The sequence below is a fragment of the Pseudomonas anguilliseptica genome (assembly GCF_900105355.1).
In the GTDB taxonomy this organism is placed as follows: Bacteria; Pseudomonadota; Gammaproteobacteria; order Pseudomonadales; family Pseudomonadaceae; genus Aquipseudomonas; species Aquipseudomonas anguilliseptica.
In genome coordinates this window covers 3,821,105-3,836,724 of sequence record NZ_FNSC01000001.1, presented here as the reverse complement: position 1 = coordinate 3,836,724, position 15,620 = coordinate 3,821,105, and the positions used below count along the sequence as shown (strand labels likewise).

Sequence of the window (15,620 nt, the reverse complement as noted above, 5' to 3'; positions counted from 1 at the left end):
ATTATTCGTCCTGGTCGTCGTCCAAGCTTTCAACGTACAAAGGCCATGCAGCTTCAAATTGGCCCTTGTTGACACCGAAGCCGGCTTGCTTCTTCAACGCTGCAATAGTCGGGCGGCCGTCGCCATTTAGCTCTTCTGGCGCCTGGCGCTCCATCACTGCAGCGATAGCCTTGATGATGAGGTCGGTCTTTTCGGTGTCGCTGGTGTTGTCCTGACCGTCACCGGTATCGATGCCAACAATGCCGCAGCCTTCAGCGATTGCCATTTTGCGAAAGCGCAGCGGCACCTCGGTGCCTGGCTTGCCGTCGTCTGGGTTGATCGCATCGATCACAAACGAGTGGCCGTCGGTATTTGCCAGCTGAATGCTCATGCGGCCTTCAGGTGGCAGGAAACGTGGGTTATTGCTCATGGTGTCGCCCCTTTTGCAATGGAGGTGTCAGGGCCGGATCTCCCCGGCCCTGGCGGTTTTAGCCTTGGCTCGAAAGCTCGCGGCCGTCTTTGAAGTACTGCACGCACAGGCGCAGCTTTCCGGTGGTGGTGGCACCGACCAGAGTTACAGTCACGGTCACGTCACCCTTCGCGGTGGTGGTGAAGCCGGTCGGAACCAGCGGAACCAGAGACATCGCCTTCACGTCACCGGCAGCGAGATAGCGGTTAGCCACTGCGGCATCGCCTACCGCGATCGACGCGGAGGTGGCGGCGTTGAAGCTGACGATCGGCTCTACACTGCCGCCGATGATGGTGGCGCCGGCCGGCAGCTCGATGGCACCCTGCGCTACACCGCTCACGATGTCGGCCAGGTTGATATCGACGTAGGCCAGCAGCGGAGGCTGGCGGTTGGCGTTTTTCTTGATAGGCATAAATGCTCCTTGGGCTGGAGCTAGCGACCGAAGCCGCTAGCCAGGGCCGTTAGCCGAGGAAGTGGTCGATGGCGAGAACGCCAAAGTCTTCGATCGATTCGTCGTAGATCGAGTAGAACTTCGGCTTGAGCAAACCGAACATCTTGTCGACCGAGATACCCACACGGCTGTCGTACTGGAAGCGTTTCTCTACCCAGTCACCGGTGCCGATTTCAGCGAAGCCGAGGGCTTGAGCACCACACAGCAGGGTGCGAGTGCCATCCACCAGGCCGCCAGCGCCCCACTTAGAGCCGGATGCGGCGCCAGTAGTGCTGTACACCAGGCGGTGCTCATGGATGATTGCGCCGTCGATGGTGACGGTGCCGCCGGTGAAGAACGGGCTGTTCGCGCCATCCTTCAGCGCCAGGTTGACGATGGCGCGCTGATAGTCAGCATCCTTCTTCAGCTGGGCCAGGGTGCCGGGCTTAACCAGCAGGACGTAATACTCTTTGCCACCGTTCATCAGTGGCTTGATGTAGTGGTCCTTGGCGTAGGCAACAGCGTCAACGATCATCTTGTAGCTCGCAGTGAACGAGCTGGTGATGGTTGCGGTGTTGGAGGTGACGAGGTTGGTGCCGTTCCACATCATCCCGCGCTTGGACGAGGGGGCAGTCACGTCGGCGGCGAAGGACAGCGATGGGAACGGCGACCCAACACGGGGTTTCCCGTTGCACTGGAAGGCATACGAAATGCCGGAGAGCGTCAGGAAAACAAGCTGGTCGATACGGTTTGCGAGCCAGTGAGCCAGGCGATCGCGGGCCGTTTCGCGGAAATTGATCACCGACTTTTGGTCGGACATCTTGCCCTTGTTGCGGACCTGGTGAGAAATCAGGTCGATGTTCAGCTCGATTTCGAAGTTCTGCAGCTCTTCTTCGTTACCTTCGCGCTCGTCGTCGCCCACCACGCCGTCTTCGACCAGATCGGCAACGAGCTGCATCAGCACCTTCTCGCCGCGCTCATCCTTGGTCAGCTCAGTGATGCGCTGGATCATGGCGGTTGCGCCATTACCCAGGAATTTTTTCACAAACATCTGATCGCGTGCGGCCTTCCACACATCGCGCGACCAGACGATTTTCTGCTTGCTGTTCAGGCGAGCAAAGTTAGTAGCGGCCATGATTGGCTCTCCTAATCGTCGGAAATAAGTCGTTCGTGTTGTGGGTCGTGCGCCTACCCGTGCGGAAACAGGCTTTTGGGGAGCCAGGAACCCGTACTGCGATCAGCTTTACGCCCTGCTGGCGAGGTGCGCCGTGACTCGGCGAGCGAGCAGCGCAAGGCTGCTGGTGGTGCGTTTGCTGCGGTACTGCTTGGCCCATTGAGCCCCGCCGTACAGGCCGGGGCATCGCTGGAGATTCACTGGTTATGTCACTGCTTTTTAACGGTCAATTCTTTTTCGACACAAAGTCGCCGCGGGCCGCGCGCCGCTCGTCATCGCTCAGCTTGTCGTATTCATCATCGGTCAGGCTGGCGTAGTCGATCGCTTTGCTCCGCTCGCCGATTCCACCAGTCCGCGCCGGAATCTGCTTCTCACGATCCAAATTACGATCCAGCTGATCGCGGGTCATTTCCAGCTTTCCAGGCTTAGGCTTGGTCGCAGGTTCAAGACGAGAACCGATCCGCTCGACCGCCTGGGCGATTGCTTTTGCTGGCGGGATGCCTCTGCTGATGAGCAAGTCGCGGTGCGCTACCACATCCAGTAGCGCCTCGGAGTCGTGCGCGTTATTGGACGGGTCCAAGACTGGATACTTGGCATAGGCCGCATTCACCGCTGCGCCAATATCAGCCTTCTGCTGGGCCGCAGCCGCCTCGTCGCGCTCTTGCTGTGTCTGCTCGCGCACGGTTTGCTGGGCTTCGATGACGTACTGTTTGCGCTCTTCGGTGCGGATCTCGGTACGAATCGCCTTAGCGAGCGCCTTGTCGCCTTCCAGCAGCGCCTCTGCATAACGGTCTTCGGCATCATCGAAGTCGAACGCGGCTGGCGCCGGCTCCGGCTTCACTTCTTCCGCAGGCTTGGCTTGTCCACGGCTACGCGCCAACTCTTCTTCAAGGCGAAGACGCTCTGCGCGCTCGCTTTTAAGAGCGTTGTTCACTTCATTGAAGCGAGAGTGCGGGACCATGCCGGACTTCTTCGGATCGCCGGCCAGCTCAGCGAGCAAAGCTGCGTCCTCATCGCTCAGGGCAGACTCTTCCTCTTCGTCGCCCTCTTCCTCTTCGTCATCATCTTCGTCGAGGTCATCATCGGCCGGCAGGTCTGGATCAAGGTTGTCACCACGATCATCCGCGTCACCGTCATCATCGAGTTCAAGGTCATCGCCATCCTCGTCGTCGTCCTCTTCTTCTTCCTCTTCCTCTTCCTCAATGCCCTGGTAAAGCAGCTCAGGGTCGATGTCGTCGCTCATGTTGAGCACGCCGGATGCTGCAGCGATAGCCAGTGCCAGAGTGGTACGGTTCATGGATTGCCCCTTGGTGGTTAAATTTGCTTCAGTGCCTGCATGTCGGCGGTTTTCTGTTGTGCCAACTTGCGTACGGCGGCCATGCGCTTCGGATCGCGCTTGATCTTTGCGGCCTCAAGCAGGCAGCGCAGGTCGTCCTCGATGCGCCATGAGTCATCAATGGATATGCCTACCGAGGTGGATTTCTTCTTTGCTGCTGCCATTACGCTGCTCCTTCGAATTGCTTGGTTTCGATCCCAGCATTCAGCCCAACCGCCGGATTTGCTGGGTTCACTGGGGTCGATGGATTGGTGTTCTGCGGAAAGTCACCCAGCCCGCCGCCCGCCTGAAGTGCTGCGGCCGCTTGCGGGATAATTGGCGAGCTGTCGCGGTCGACATACCCGGCCGAGCGCAGAAGGGCATCGCCAAGCCCGCTGACTTGCGGGTTTGTCGCGATAGCGCCGGCGGTCTGGATTGCGCTGAATTGCGCTTCAACAGCGCGATTCACAGCCTCATTTTGGATGCGGGTCACGTTGGCGGCGGCCAGATCAGCCTGGGCGCCCATTAGCTTGGCCTTGGCCTCAAGCGTTGGATCTACCGGCGGCGCCTCGCCCTCCATCTGCTCAAGGATGTCGTGCTTATCCGCCAGGTTGCTGTGCATGATTATCGACTTGTCAGGGATGCGAACTCCCTTGTCGCGCATGTTCAGCGCCTGCTCAAACTGACCGTTCTCGAAGGTGACCTGCATCGGCACCTCAGCGACAACGACGTCATACTCGCCAATCGTCAGGTCGTTCAGCACGCCGCCGGTTTCGTCCGGCACGTTCACCTGCAGCTCAGTCGTGGTCGGCTTGCCGTTCGGCGCCTTGTCGGTGATGCGGATGATGCGCGGGGTGTCGTAGAAGGACTGGATCAGCTTCAGGATGCGCGAGCCCATCATGTTGCGAGTCCGCGCCAAGTTATCCAGTGGAACTGCGAGCCCCTGCTGAGCGGCAAACTGCTTGGCCTGAATGGCCAGGCCGCTGACTTCCTTGCCCGGGTCGCCACTCATGGCGTCATTCACGCCGGTAGCCTCGGACAGCATGGCCCCAGCCCGCTCGATCATCCGATCAATACCTGTTGGCGCCTGGTTTGGCTGAATCTTTTGCGGCACCTGGTGGTTCGGGGTGTCCTTCTTGAGCACAATATGCAGGCCCGTTTCGGCCCCGCGATCGGATAGATCCTCATCACGCATGTTGGCAATCGTGTTTGCCCAGCTGATCCAGCCGCTGTTTGCACTGGTATTTACTGTGTGCAGGTACTGGCTCATGGACTTGTTCAGCAGTTCCTGCGGGCCAATAGCGTCATCCACCAGGCCAACCGTTTGCCCGCGGCGGAAAAACGGAAAGAACGGAACCACCGTGAAGTGCTCAAACGGCGACCAATCGTCATGCAGTACCGCTGAGCGCGTAGTGATCAGCCAGCGCACGCGGCGAATGCGGCGATCAGCCACAACCACGCCTTTAAGCGCTGCAACCTGATCGTCCTTCAAGTGGCCAACGGGCCGAATATCACCCGTCATGCTGATAGCGACCTTGGTTTTCTCCATGCGCCAGAACTGACGGTCAATAACTCGCACGCGGCGTGTCCCGTCGGTCATGGTGCTGGTGTCCATGCGGTCAACGCCGCCGGTGTCGCCGCCGAACTTTGACCGGGCCTCGCCCTCTTCCTCGTCGTCGCCAAAATCAGCGTCGTCAGACTGCTCGCTTTCGGCTTTCTGGCGAGCAACAGTCCCGTACAGCTCTTCGATGTCGTCGTAGGTCAGCCAGCGCGTAACGGTCACGTCCTGCCACTTATCCGGGTCGTAGCTCTTGGCGTCCGGATCAGGCATTACGTCCATCGGGTCGAGATCTTCGATGGTGATCTCGCCCAGCATCGAGTCGCGGTAGCTGATGCGCAGATCGAAGTAGCCGCGCTGCTGGATCATGCCGTCGCTGAACACCTGGGTTTCAAGCCAGTGCAACTTGGTGTTGTCGGCCACCTGCATGGCGACCTTCGATAGAACGCTGGCTAGATCCTCGTCAGCGCCTCGGCCGCGCGGGCGAAAGCTGATATCCATGCGATTTTGGATCTGGTACCCAATCGCCGTGTTGAGCTTGTGCTTGATCTGGTTGAACTCAAGCGCGGGGCGACCGGCCTCGGCCAGCACTTCAAGATCTTCCGCGGACCACTGACGGCCGCCGCCCAGGTAAAAGTCCTCGCACTTGCGGGCAGTGGCGCAATAGGTGTCGTGGCCGCGCCGCTTGGCGTACTCGTAGCGATTCCAGTTGGCAGTCGCCAGCGCGCTATCGCTCATAACCTCGGTGGGCTTGCCTGTCATTTCACGCACTCATCGCTGTTTTTCGGCTTCGTCCTGACATCAGGCGCCGCTTCCATGCGGGTATCTCTATGTCACTGGAAGCAACTGGCAAAGCAAAAGTGAGCGCTAAGGCATCGCCCGCGTCTGGTGACTTTCCGAGTTCCTTTTTGATCTTCTCCTTGGAGTCGAGCTTGATCTGGCCGTTTGAGCTGTGGCTGTAACCTGGGGCTGTAAGGTCTGCGTGCAGGCCGTCGTCATCTGGCAGGCATGGCGTGATGATGTCTGCGATCCACTCGGCAGCCTCCCCCCACATTTCGCTGCGCTTGTTGAAGTATTTGCGCTCGTCAGAAGCGCTACTGCCGAAGTTGACCGCGGTGACGCGATCGCCATAGCCGAGTTCAATCAGTCGGTCATAGACGCCCGCACCAAGGCCGCCAATGTCGATAAAAACCATCTTGATGGTCTTGTCATCCTCAAGCATGCGGACCACTACGCCGGCCACCTGCATGGTGTCGTAGCCGTGAATTTTCCTCAGGCCCCAAGCCTTTCGGCCCTGTCGGTGGATGATTGCCGTGTCGTCATCGCCGAAGCGTGCTGGGTCGACACCAACCACATGGGCGCCCATGGCTTTCAGGTGAGCAGGATTGATCTTGCGAGCCTTGGCCACGGCCAGGGTATTGACGATTGCCCGGTGCCCTACGCGCTGGAAGGCCATGTCTGGCGTGGCTGGGTACTCCTGGTCAAACCAAGCAGAATCGCCCGCAAACTCGGTTGAGATCTTGGCCTGACGCCAAGCCATCTGCTCATGGTCAAGCCCGAAGGCCTCCATGTATTCGACTTCTTCTGCGGTCAGTTCGAAGTCGGCAGGTACTTCGCGGCGATACTCTTTCTGGATGAACCAGGGGATGAAAACTGCCAGGTAGTCAGACTTGCCAGCAACGGCCAGTACCCACATCTTGTGGTACATATTCGCCAGCCCGTTGGCTGTCGACTCCAGTATCACCTCGGTACCGGGCAGAAGCGGAACCGTCTGGCCAAGGCCGGCCATGATGTTGATGGCGTTGGGCCAGAATGCGAACTCGGACCCGTGCAGGTATTGAACCGTGTCCGATCGGCCGGCGTTCTTGCTGCCGGCGGTTGCCACCTTGTAGCCGCTGCGCAGCGTCGAGAATGACAGCTCCGTTCCTGAGTTGGCCTTTACCGCAGGCTTCAGCGTGTCGTCACTCAGATCGAAGTAGGTTTTGGCGATGCCAAACAGGTTCTGCGTAGCCGCATCGAGGTGGGTGATGATCATGGTGCGCTTGCCGAATTGCATCGACGTGCGTTTGTAGAACCTGGCCGCCGTCCAAGTACTGATTCCCTGCTGCCGGCCCTTCAGCACCAGTACCCGCACCCATCCGCGCTGGGCTTTCTGCTTCTCCACCAGGTCATGCAGCATGCGCTGCGCTTCATTCCAGATGAACGAATGCAGTTCGCCGTTTTTGTCGCGGATCTTCAGATTCTTGGCGCAGTACAGTTCGTCATCAGCCATCAGGCGCGACAGGTACTGATCGGTTTCTTGCGACATAAAGCAGTGCCCAGGTGTGATGCTGGGCAGGCAATGTCACTGGACATCTTTCGTCTATGCCTGCGCTTTGGTCAGTGCATACTTTTCAGCGGTGGATGCTGGAATTATTTTATCAGGCGCCCCCTACAGGGGGGTCAGGACACAAGTGGGCTGCAGGCCAGGCCGGTGAGTATCCCTGAAGGATTGAGCACGTTACGGGCAAAGGTAGTGGTGTTGTAGAGCGCCAGCCCGCTATCAAGGTCTGCCACTGCTATCTGCGATCCATCCGCCAAGTATTCAATCAGCCCAGCCGTGGACGTATCGATATTGGCGGCGCCTACTCGCGTGAAGCTGGTTGGGCTATTGATTGTGAACAGCGCCAATCCTGGGTAGTTGTCCATAGCTACGGCCATTTGCGTACCGGCAGGATTAACGCGAACTCGCGCCTGTGACGTGCCTACAGCCGAAAAGGATGGCGCGTAGGTTGTTCCAAGCAAGGCTCCCGTGTCGGGGTTTAACGCCCGCACCGCAGGGTTTGCCGACCTGGCGGCATAAAGCCGGGCATCGTCAGGGCTAAACGTGAGCCCCCAGCAGTTGCCGAAGGTGGTGCTTGTCCACAACGTCGCCCAGTCGCTGACCCTATAAACCTGAATCTTGGTTGCGCCGACCCCACCAACGGCCAGCCGGGTACCACTGGCGTTGAACTTCACGGAGCGTGGACTGTCCGGGCGCGAGCTGATCGAGATTGACGCACCTGTCGCCAGCTCAATGACTTCAAGATAAAGGTCACTGTTACCGGCAAGAGCAACCATTGAGCCATCAGGGCTGAATGCTATATCGGATGCAGCCCCCACGCTGATCGGCCACGAATAAACAAGCGCGCCATTGGCCAGGTTTCTGACCTTTAGATTGCCCTCGACGTAGGCGACCAGTGAATTACTTGGTGATATCGCAAGCGGCGATGCGTCTGTCAGGCTAAATCCCGTGCTTTCCAATGCCCAGGTGTCGGCGTCGTACTTGCGCACGAATGGGGCCTCTGACCAGCCGGCAAAAATCTTAGCCTGGGGGACGGGAGCAGGCCATTGGCCCCCGGAGGCTTTAAGTATCGGCATCAGCATGGTTACGTTACCCGATTTTGCGGAGGATCAGCGTCGAGCCGATCTGCAGCGTAATGGCAGAGCTTGCCACCTCACTACGGAAGCGCAGCTGGAAGTTGCCGGCATTTGCCCCGTTGGCAATAACGCCTCGGACATGCGCCGTGTGGTTGCTGTTGATGGCGGTTACGCCCGTGCTCAGCACTTCGCCAGACTCCAGTGCCGTCGCATTCGGGAAGATAGTACGAAACTGTGATGCTGCCGCCGTCGAGGTGATCGGCACAGTAATTTCAAGCTGCGGCCTGCAGCCGGTCGGCGACGTAAACCCAAGGCCCAGGCCGGTGGTTGTCGCCGCACTCTGAAAGGTAACAAAAGCCTCAACCTCGTAGACCGCATTCGCCTCCATCGCTGCGAATAGCTCGGTGATGTTCGCTGGAGTCGTCGAGCTACTGGCTTGTGTGGCCGTCATCCGCTTGATGACTGCAGCCAGCGGCAGGCGCACATCAAGCACAGCATCCAGCCCAAGCGGGGTGATGTATTTCGTATCGTTTGTGCCCAGCAGCGCTTCCGAGCTGTCCGCCTTCGCTGGTGGCGCAGCGGTCACTGCCATCCAAGTACTCCATCCGTAGGCCATTAGATGGGCTCCTGTCTGTAATAGCGATAAACGAGCGTGTTGCTTGTCGTGGCATAGCCGATCTGCATGCCGGTGGTTTGGCTCGCCACGTCACTGAAATCAACGATGCCAAGCACGATGATCGTCTGCTCAACGCTGTTATAGGACTGCTGGATCAGTGAAGCGCCAACCGGCGCACCATACGGCGCGCTACCTGTACCGAAAACCATATCGCCAAGGCTGGTCGACACAACGTCACCAGATCCGCCGCCCCCACCACCATCGGCGGAAATGGTGATGCTGTCTGCATCGGGCGTTAGGGTTACCCCGGCACCGGCTTTCAGTGACTTGAAGCGCAGCTGTACGCCGCTCTTGCCCTCGTAAATGCCAGAGCCGGAGCCAATATTGGCGGCCGTGTTTGCCTCGCCATAGGTGGCTGATCCCGACGTGTCGATGTACATGCGCCATCCCTGGTTATGCACATTCGTCAGGATAATCTCGGTGACAGCGCCGGCCCCGGTGGCCAGTGCCGGCTCGGGCGCATTGCCCTCAACAGCAACGCCTGCTGCTGCCCATCCGGCCACGGTAAAGTTGCCGGCGCCGGTCTGCACGAACACGATGCGTTTGTTCAGGGCGCGCCCCGTAACGCCGGCCGGCATGGTGATGGCGGTTACGTTCTGATCGAGCGAAACAACCACCGTTTCCTGCGGCGCATTAAGGTTGAGTGCACCTGCGGCAGGCGGCGCGAGCGCTACCAGGTCGTAGAAGGCGCTCAGCCCGCCCAGCTGGATATCACCCTGCGCTTCCGTAGCCATTGGTTATGCCCGCACCACAACAACGAAGGAGTTAAGCGCCGGCGCGTTGTCGAACACCAGGGTCACCGCATTGACCGATGTGCGCCGGGTTTCCACCATCACCGAGTCGTAATTGCCCGAGTTTCGGTAGACCTCGGTATGTACATCGCGGCTGTTGAGGTTGTGCGTCACAGTGATGCTGGTGGCCGCGGCATCGCCGATTACCTGCGAGAACTTCTTGCTGCGCCCGGACCAGTTGGCCAGTTTCAGCGGCGTGATAAACCGTGCGTCATCGGTAAGCGCATCGACCTCTGGCTGGGTGGCAATCTCGGCGATGCCCGCCGTGGCCTCGCTCGCCGCAGGGGCACTGGTGCCGAACGTGGTAAACACTGGGCTGCCGGTGCCGAGCACAAAATTAACGGTGGTCTGACGGTAGGTCGTGCCAACACTGGTGCCTTCTTCGACGCCAACCACGGCGTTTTCCAGCTCATCACTGGTGCTGGCATCGAGGGCGCGAGTCATTGGGACCGCTGCGCCGTTCCAGATATAGATGCCCTTTTCCGGGGTGCTGGTCTGGTTACCCAGCAACACCCGGTCGTTGGCCACCATGGCGATGCCGTCGATGGATGCCCCAGGTGACGCTACCGTTACGTTGACCTGCGCCGCCACGCGCACGCTGTCCTTCCACGACAAACCCTCTACAGCTGAGTCGACGTATGACTTGGGTACCGCATCGCCGGGGTTGGTTGGCGTTGGCAAGTTGAGGATTTTACGGGCACTGCCCATATCCAGGCTGGTTTGAACGTCAAGAGTCATAGGGTGTTACTCCTGTTAGGAACAGACGGCATAGCCGGCAACCGGCCCGTCGAAGAAGGCGCGAGCCTGGTTGGTGTCGATGTGTTGCACGTTGGCCAGCATGAGCACACCGCCCACAGTGAAAAGCCCAACCACTGGCCGATAGCCAAGGTTGTGGTTGATGATCCAGGTGTCTGTCGCTGACGGCTGGTTGTGCTGATATGCAGCTGCACTGGCGCCCGGTGCGCCCCGCTGCCCTGCGGCGATCACAGCTTTTGTTGAAGTCTGCTGGCGAAGGCCTGCAACCACGCGCGAGCTGCTGCGGTCAGCAACAATCACCACCCGGCCATCGCCGGAGCCGCGCACTGTAAGCAGGCCCACTAGATGACCACCTCGCTGCTGACCATCACTTTGCTGACGCCGATCACTTGATAGACGCGGCCGGTAGGATCAATCGCCTCCAACTCCCACACGCCTTTGCTCCAGGTCAGGGCTGCAGCCTGGTCTGCGCTCATGTGCAGCACGAAAGCGTGCGCGGCCAGGTCGACCGTAATGAGCGCATCAGGGGTATTCAGTGCATTGGAGTCCCAAGTGAACTGCAGGGTGCCGCCAACTCGATCACGCACGGCAGCGCGTGCCTGCCAGCCAGCCAGCTCCACCGGCGTATTGAATACCAGCACGCCTCCCGCTGATAAGCTGCGCCAGGTGCTGCCATTTTCTGAGTTCAACTCAATCGTGTCGGCATCTACACGCTTGGCTGCTATTGATTCGCCTTCTGGCGTATTGAGTTCAGCTGGCGAAGAAACTGACTCAATACGCACAGGCCAGCCGTCAGGTATTCCGTGTGTCGCAGAGCCCAGGCGAACAGGTGCCTTGCTCGGCATGCTAGTTATTGGCCGGTATAGCAGCTCTTCGTCGGCGTACTGAAACGCTAACTCCAGCGTTTTGCCGCGAACTATCGTCAACTCGACTTCAGGAGCCATGGGGGTTGTGCCTCGGTTATTTCCTAATGCCGGGTGACGCTATGTCACTGCGTAGCGATGGCAAGGCATGAAAAAGCCCAGCACAGGGCCAGGCTTATTTGTTCGCGCCACGTTTTGCGCATTACCAAAAGTGTGGCGCGCTTTCAGTCCTCACCCATCAGCCGCTTCAGTCGCGCCTCATACGGCTCATCGTGCTGCTGCTCGTCCATGCTGTAGGCTTGGCGCTCCAGGGCAACCAGCGTCTTCAAGGTGTCGGACATTTCCTTGAGCACCTTCGACCGGCCTGGCAACGCGATGACCTTGTGGTACAGCTCGCTCAGTGTGTCGCGGTCAGCTTCAGGATCTGTCAGCAGCTCACCCAGTTGCGCGAACAGCTCACGGTTGTCGCTGAGGCCTTCGAGCTCATCCAGCAGGCTGTTGGCCAGGCGCCTGGACCGCTGAATATCCGTGCGGTGCGACATCCGAATGTCAGCCACGGCAGTTGCCACACCCTCGATAATCCCCTTCTCGGTTGCCGCGTCTACCGTGGCAACCTTGCTGGCAACCTCGCGCTTGGCAACCAGTGCGTCAGCCTTGGCTTGGATCTTGGCTTTTAGGTCACGCTCCCATCCATGGGCCTTGGCGCGCTTCTGGATGGCGGTATGGCTTACCCCGTGCGCAGCGGCAATCTCGCGCACAGACAAGATGCCTGCGCGGTAATCAATGCCGATGCGCTCCCAGTCTGGAGCCGGGGCCTGGGCTTTCTGCTCAGGCATCTAGCACACCCTGGCGCCCCATGGTCATGGGCTCAACCACCAACGCCTCCGGCTGCAGCGCCTTCATGGCCTCACGGCGCACCTGGGCGGCAACCTGGCGATTAGCCTTGATGTGCTCGCTCATCTGCTCATCAGCGTCGACGATGACAGCTCCGAGCATGACCAGCGGGACAATGATCACGCCGTCATTGACGCTGTGCAGCTCTTCCTTGCCCTCGTACTGGACATTGATCTGCACGCGCCAGCGCAGGCCGGCAGGCTTAACCACGCCAAACGGGCGACTGATGTACAGGCGGTAAGTGCCATGCCCGGGGATATTGCGCGTGATGAATAGCTTGCGCGGACCTTCGTCGAAGATCTCAGCCAGGGTTTTGCCCTGGAGCGAATTGGCGACCTGCTCGGCGCTCAGCTGGGTGTCGTCCTGATTCATTTGGACATCCCCCGGCGCATTGTTGCCTTCACGGCGTTGCGCTGTGCGATTTGTCGGGCATCACAGGCCTGACGGCGTGCCGCTTCTCGCGTAGCACCGCGCCGAGTGCGGAAAAGGTCGGTCACATCGTGTGCATACGCTGCGATTTTCGGGTGCATGCGGTATGGGTGGCGAGTGCCGGACTCTGGCTGCGGCTCACGCGCACTGGTGATCAGGTATTCCGCAACGCCGTAACTGGGCCCCTGGCCAATGCAGTAGTCGGCCGTCACGATGAATACGGTACGGCCGGATCGCAGCTCATGCGGAAGGTAAACTTGACGCTTTGACATGGAAGCCCCCTTGTCGGTTACTTGATTTTTACCGCTTCGATCAGCCCCTGGTGCAGCCTTTGGCACTCAAGGTACTGCCCGGAACTGGCGACATCGGCCAGGACCAGCTCACCCATGGCGGCGGTGCCGTCATCGGCCTGCTGAAGTTGAGGAAGATCCGGACACGGGCGCAGCAGCGCCTGATCGATCAGCACCGGATCTCGCGTCGTTGATGAGCAGCACCCCGTCAGCAGGAATGCGGCAATCAACGTAAACAGGGTCGCGCGTAATTTCATGGCGGGTCTTCTGGTAGATGGTGGTGTTCACCACCTTGATGCCGTCGATGGCGGCCAGGGTCTTCTCGGCCACACCGGCGATGAGTTCGCGGGCCATGGCATCAGCCTCGGCTTTTCGCTCCAGGCGGGCGGTTTCATCGCTGCCAGCCTTCCAGTCACGGACCTGCCAGCCAGTTGCCACGCTCAGCACGGAAACCAGCAGCAGGGCGATACAGCGCACAGGGTCGATTGTCATAGCGCGCACAGCTCCGCTTCTCCGTTCCGCCGGTCCCACAAACCGGTGCAATAAGGCTGCTTGGTAGAGCAATCGACCTTCTTGCCGTCACGGGTAATGAAGCGCCAGTGCAGAATCGCCTTGCATCCGGCGGCCTGCTGGCCCTGATTGATCAGCTTCACGGTGGTGGCCTTCGCGCACCCAGTGTTGCCCACGTTGAAACACCAGCTGCCCACGCCAGCCCAGGCGGGCTCACTCATGGGCACTTTGATGATCGAGTGGACGTGCTGCAGGCGCTGGCCGATTTCGGTCTGGCGCCAGGCATCGCACTGAGCCTTGGTCATCACCGTGGAACGGGTAACCCCTTCGGTCTTGCCGTCGCAGACAGTCCAGATCCGCGCACCATCCTGGTAGGCCTTGAGCGGCGTAATGCCGCTGCTTTCCTTCTCCAGCAGGTACTGGTCCATGATGGCCGGCGCCGAAGCACCCGCCATGACCAGGGCCAGCACTGCGGCAGAGAGGTAGCTGCGCTTATTCATCGATGGGCTCCCTGACACTGCAGGCGCTGGACATTGCATAGCGGGCATCAGCCCGGCGCATTTCCAGCTCAAGCCGGTACAACTCATGCTCGCGGCGGTCTTTGCGCCACTGGTAGAACAGGTTGGCCAGCAGCGTAACGATCGCCGTGACGATACCGGCTATCACGCCCCACTCGGTCAGGGTCAGGCCTGATGTGACAGATACGGCAGCACCACCGTAGCTGGCGGCATTCATCGCCTTATCAGCCATGGTGTTACTCATTGGGGTAGCCCCCGGGGAGGCGAATCGATATTTCGTGTGCGGCTTGGGTCACAGGCCGACTCCTTGAACTGGTCACACACTGCCGCCAGGCGGCGACTCGGCGGGGCTATCCCCTTGCCGATGACGCTATGTCACTGGCACGGCCTTGCAACCGTTTTCCCAGTGACAGAGCGTCCCTGTTTTCAGACATAAACAGGGGCAACCAAATGAGCAAAGAACCGGGTTTCAACATCGAAGACGAGAATGACGACGAGTTCATGGCCGTCACCGAAGGCCTGGCCCTGGCCGGTCAGGCGATGGAAGAACATAGCGCCCATACAGTGCTGGCGATCAGCCTGGACAACCAGGGCGGCCACTTCGCCGTGCTGTCTGGCCGTGCCGACGCGGACGCGATCAACCAGATCGAGAATCTGCTGGCCAATCTGCGGTCTGTCATCGAAGGCAGCGGCGAGGATGCTGCCTACGTTGCAATTTCGGACAGCTACGACGAGCAGTGATCAGCGCCGGTCATTGAAGGATGACCGGGCAGCCTTGGGCTGAAGAGATTCAGTCCAGTTGCTCCCGCGGTATCGGCGCTGACGAACCGTGTCCCAGTTCAGGGACATGATCAGCGCCCACTCCTTCGCGCTTCGCTTCACCACTTCACCGCCGATCTCCAGCTCGACTTCCATTTTTGCCGCACAAGTCATTTCGCTACGCATCGCAACCCCCGCTGTCGCTATGTTTTCGCCAGCTACTCGCCCAAGTAGCTGACGATCGTTTTCTTGGCTGCCTCTAGGCCGCAGCACACCACTGCCATGTATCCCTGCCCATTCAGGAAATCGAGCCAGCCAGCTTGCTCGGGCTCCAGCCTTCCGCCCTTGAGGCGCTTCAGCTCAATGATCAACCCGTGAAACTGGCCTCGCGGAACCAACAGATTCAGGTCAGGAAAACCCTTACGGTTGCCCGCGGCCTTCTGCCGACAAGCCGTTTTCCTGGCCATGCGCGCCCCGCCGGCCGATGCCGCCAGGCGCCCCTGCAGCTCGGCCGGCGCCCACTCGTCAAACCACGCAATCAGCGCAATCTGGTCATCCTCTTCCAGCGGTACACCAGCCAGGCGCGAAGGCTTTGCAGGCTTGCGCGCGGACTTGCTGATCACTGGAAGAAATTGACTCAGCCCTGACTTCATTGGCGGTGGCCAACACTGCCAGGTGCGCTCAGGTACTCGTCCTCGACGTTGCGCAAGTTCAGATCTGCCGCCAGCTCATCAATCTGGCTGGCAGGCTCGTTCGGATCTGGCTCGGGGGCTGTCACTTGAGCGCCCGCACCGCCCCGGAGGCGTACCA

21 protein-coding genes are annotated in these 15,620 nt (G+C 59.8%); 1 reads left to right on the top strand and 20 read right to left on the bottom strand.

The genetic code is table 11. From position 1 onward, the window contains the following. Position 1: 1 nt before the first annotated feature. From BLW24_RS18885 to BLW24_RS18800, 18 genes are all read right to left on the bottom strand, one after another. Positions 2-370, bottom strand: coding sequence for a hypothetical protein (locus BLW24_RS18885; protein WP_139272706.1), 369 nt, complete (start codon positions 368-370; stop codon positions 2-4). 97 nt (positions 371-467) lie between these two features. Further along, positions 468-860 (bottom strand): hypothetical protein, encoded by a 393-nt coding sequence (locus BLW24_RS18880; RefSeq protein ID WP_090385795.1) that lies wholly within the window; start codon positions 858-860, stop codon positions 468-470. 49 nt (positions 861-909) lie between these two features. Further along, positions 910-2,013, bottom strand: a complete 1,104-nt coding sequence (locus BLW24_RS18875; RefSeq protein WP_090385791.1) for a N4-gp56 family major capsid protein — start codon at positions 2,011-2,013, stop codon at positions 910-912. Between the two features lie 265 nt (positions 2,014-2,278). After that, positions 2,279-3,349 carry a hypothetical protein gene (locus BLW24_RS18870; RefSeq protein WP_090385788.1) on the bottom strand — a complete coding sequence of 357 codons (1,071 nt, stop codon included), beginning with the start codon at positions 3,347-3,349 and terminating at the stop codon, positions 2,279-2,281. A 17-nt stretch (positions 3,350-3,366) separates the two neighbouring features. After that, on the bottom strand, positions 3,367-3,552 hold the full coding sequence (locus BLW24_RS18865) for a hypothetical protein (RefSeq protein ID WP_090385786.1): 186 nt from the start codon (positions 3,550-3,552) through the stop codon (positions 3,367-3,369). Further along, the gene (locus BLW24_RS18860) at positions 3,552-5,687 is read right to left on the bottom strand and encodes a portal protein (protein WP_244161287.1); all 2,136 of its coding nucleotides are present in this window, start codon (positions 5,685-5,687) and stop codon (positions 3,552-3,554) included. The genes BLW24_RS18865 and BLW24_RS18860 overlap by 1 nt, the downstream gene beginning before the upstream one ends. 1 nt (position 5,688) lies before the next feature. Then, positions 5,689-7,233, bottom strand: a complete 1,545-nt coding sequence (locus BLW24_RS18855) for a hypothetical protein (protein ID WP_090385783.1) — start codon at positions 7,231-7,233, stop codon at positions 5,689-5,691. Between the two features lie 134 nt (positions 7,234-7,367). Continuing rightward, on the bottom strand, positions 7,368-8,330 hold the full coding sequence (locus BLW24_RS18850) for a WD40 repeat domain-containing protein (protein ID WP_090385780.1): 963 nt from the start codon (positions 8,328-8,330) through the stop codon (positions 7,368-7,370). A 7-nt stretch (positions 8,331-8,337) separates the two neighbouring features. Next, positions 8,338-8,916, bottom strand: coding sequence for a hypothetical protein (locus tag BLW24_RS18845; RefSeq protein ID WP_139272704.1), 579 nt, complete (start codon positions 8,914-8,916; stop codon positions 8,338-8,340). A gap of 23 nt (positions 8,917-8,939) precedes the next feature. Further along, positions 8,940-9,734, bottom strand: coding sequence for a hypothetical protein (locus tag BLW24_RS18840; protein WP_090385776.1), 795 nt, complete (start codon positions 9,732-9,734; stop codon positions 8,940-8,942). Positions 9,735-9,737: 3 nt separating this feature from the next. Beyond that, the gene (locus tag BLW24_RS18835; RefSeq protein WP_090385773.1) at positions 9,738-10,529 is read right to left on the bottom strand and encodes a hypothetical protein; all 792 of its coding nucleotides are present in this window, start codon (positions 10,527-10,529) and stop codon (positions 9,738-9,740) included. Positions 10,530-10,544: 15 nt separating this feature from the next. Continuing rightward, on the bottom strand, positions 10,545-10,889 hold the full coding sequence (locus tag BLW24_RS18830; protein ID WP_090385770.1) for a hypothetical protein: 345 nt from the start codon (positions 10,887-10,889) through the stop codon (positions 10,545-10,547). Continuing rightward, positions 10,889-11,392, bottom strand: coding sequence for a hypothetical protein (locus tag BLW24_RS25705; protein ID WP_167360407.1), 504 nt, complete (start codon positions 11,390-11,392; stop codon positions 10,889-10,891). Before BLW24_RS25705 ends, BLW24_RS18830 begins: the two co-directional genes overlap by 1 nt. A 242-nt stretch (positions 11,393-11,634) precedes the next feature. Next, positions 11,635-12,246, bottom strand: coding sequence for a hypothetical protein (locus BLW24_RS18820; protein ID WP_090385765.1), 612 nt, complete (start codon positions 12,244-12,246; stop codon positions 11,635-11,637). Beyond that, positions 12,239-12,676: a hypothetical protein gene (locus tag BLW24_RS18815; RefSeq protein ID WP_090385762.1), complete on the bottom strand. Its 438-nt coding sequence runs from the start codon at positions 12,674-12,676 to the stop codon at positions 12,239-12,241. Before BLW24_RS18815 ends, BLW24_RS18820 begins: the two co-directional genes overlap by 8 nt. A 458-nt stretch (positions 12,677-13,134) precedes the next feature. After that, the gene (locus tag BLW24_RS18810; protein WP_167360406.1) at positions 13,135-13,500 is read right to left on the bottom strand and encodes a hypothetical protein; all 366 of its coding nucleotides are present in this window, start codon (positions 13,498-13,500) and stop codon (positions 13,135-13,137) included. An 11-nt stretch (positions 13,501-13,511) separates the two neighbouring features. Then, positions 13,512-14,033 (bottom strand): lysozyme, encoded by a 522-nt coding sequence (locus tag BLW24_RS18805; protein WP_167360405.1) that lies wholly within the window; start codon positions 14,031-14,033, stop codon positions 13,512-13,514. Further along, positions 14,026-14,283, bottom strand: coding sequence for an HP1 family phage holin (locus BLW24_RS18800; RefSeq protein WP_090385752.1), 258 nt, complete (start codon positions 14,281-14,283; stop codon positions 14,026-14,028). The genes BLW24_RS18805 and BLW24_RS18800 overlap by 8 nt, the downstream gene beginning before the upstream one ends. Before the next feature lie 218 nt (positions 14,284-14,501). On the opposite strand from BLW24_RS18800, the gene BLW24_RS18795 reads away from it, so the two are divergent. Further along, positions 14,502-14,792: a hypothetical protein gene (locus BLW24_RS18795; RefSeq protein WP_090385749.1), complete on the top strand. Its 291-nt coding sequence runs from the start codon at positions 14,502-14,504 to the stop codon at positions 14,790-14,792. On the opposite strand, the gene BLW24_RS26045 is transcribed toward BLW24_RS18795, so the two are convergent. Together BLW24_RS26045 and BLW24_RS18785 are read right to left on the bottom strand one after the other, a co-directional pair. Continuing rightward, positions 14,793-14,966, bottom strand: coding sequence for a hypothetical protein (locus BLW24_RS26045; protein WP_167360404.1), 174 nt, complete (start codon positions 14,964-14,966; stop codon positions 14,793-14,795). It abuts the gene before it with no gap. 62 nt (positions 14,967-15,028) lie between these two features. Beyond that, positions 15,029-15,463: a VRR-NUC domain-containing protein gene (locus tag BLW24_RS18785; protein ID WP_090385743.1), complete on the bottom strand. Its 435-nt coding sequence runs from the start codon at positions 15,461-15,463 to the stop codon at positions 15,029-15,031. Between the last annotated feature and the right edge of the window lie 157 nt (positions 15,464-15,620).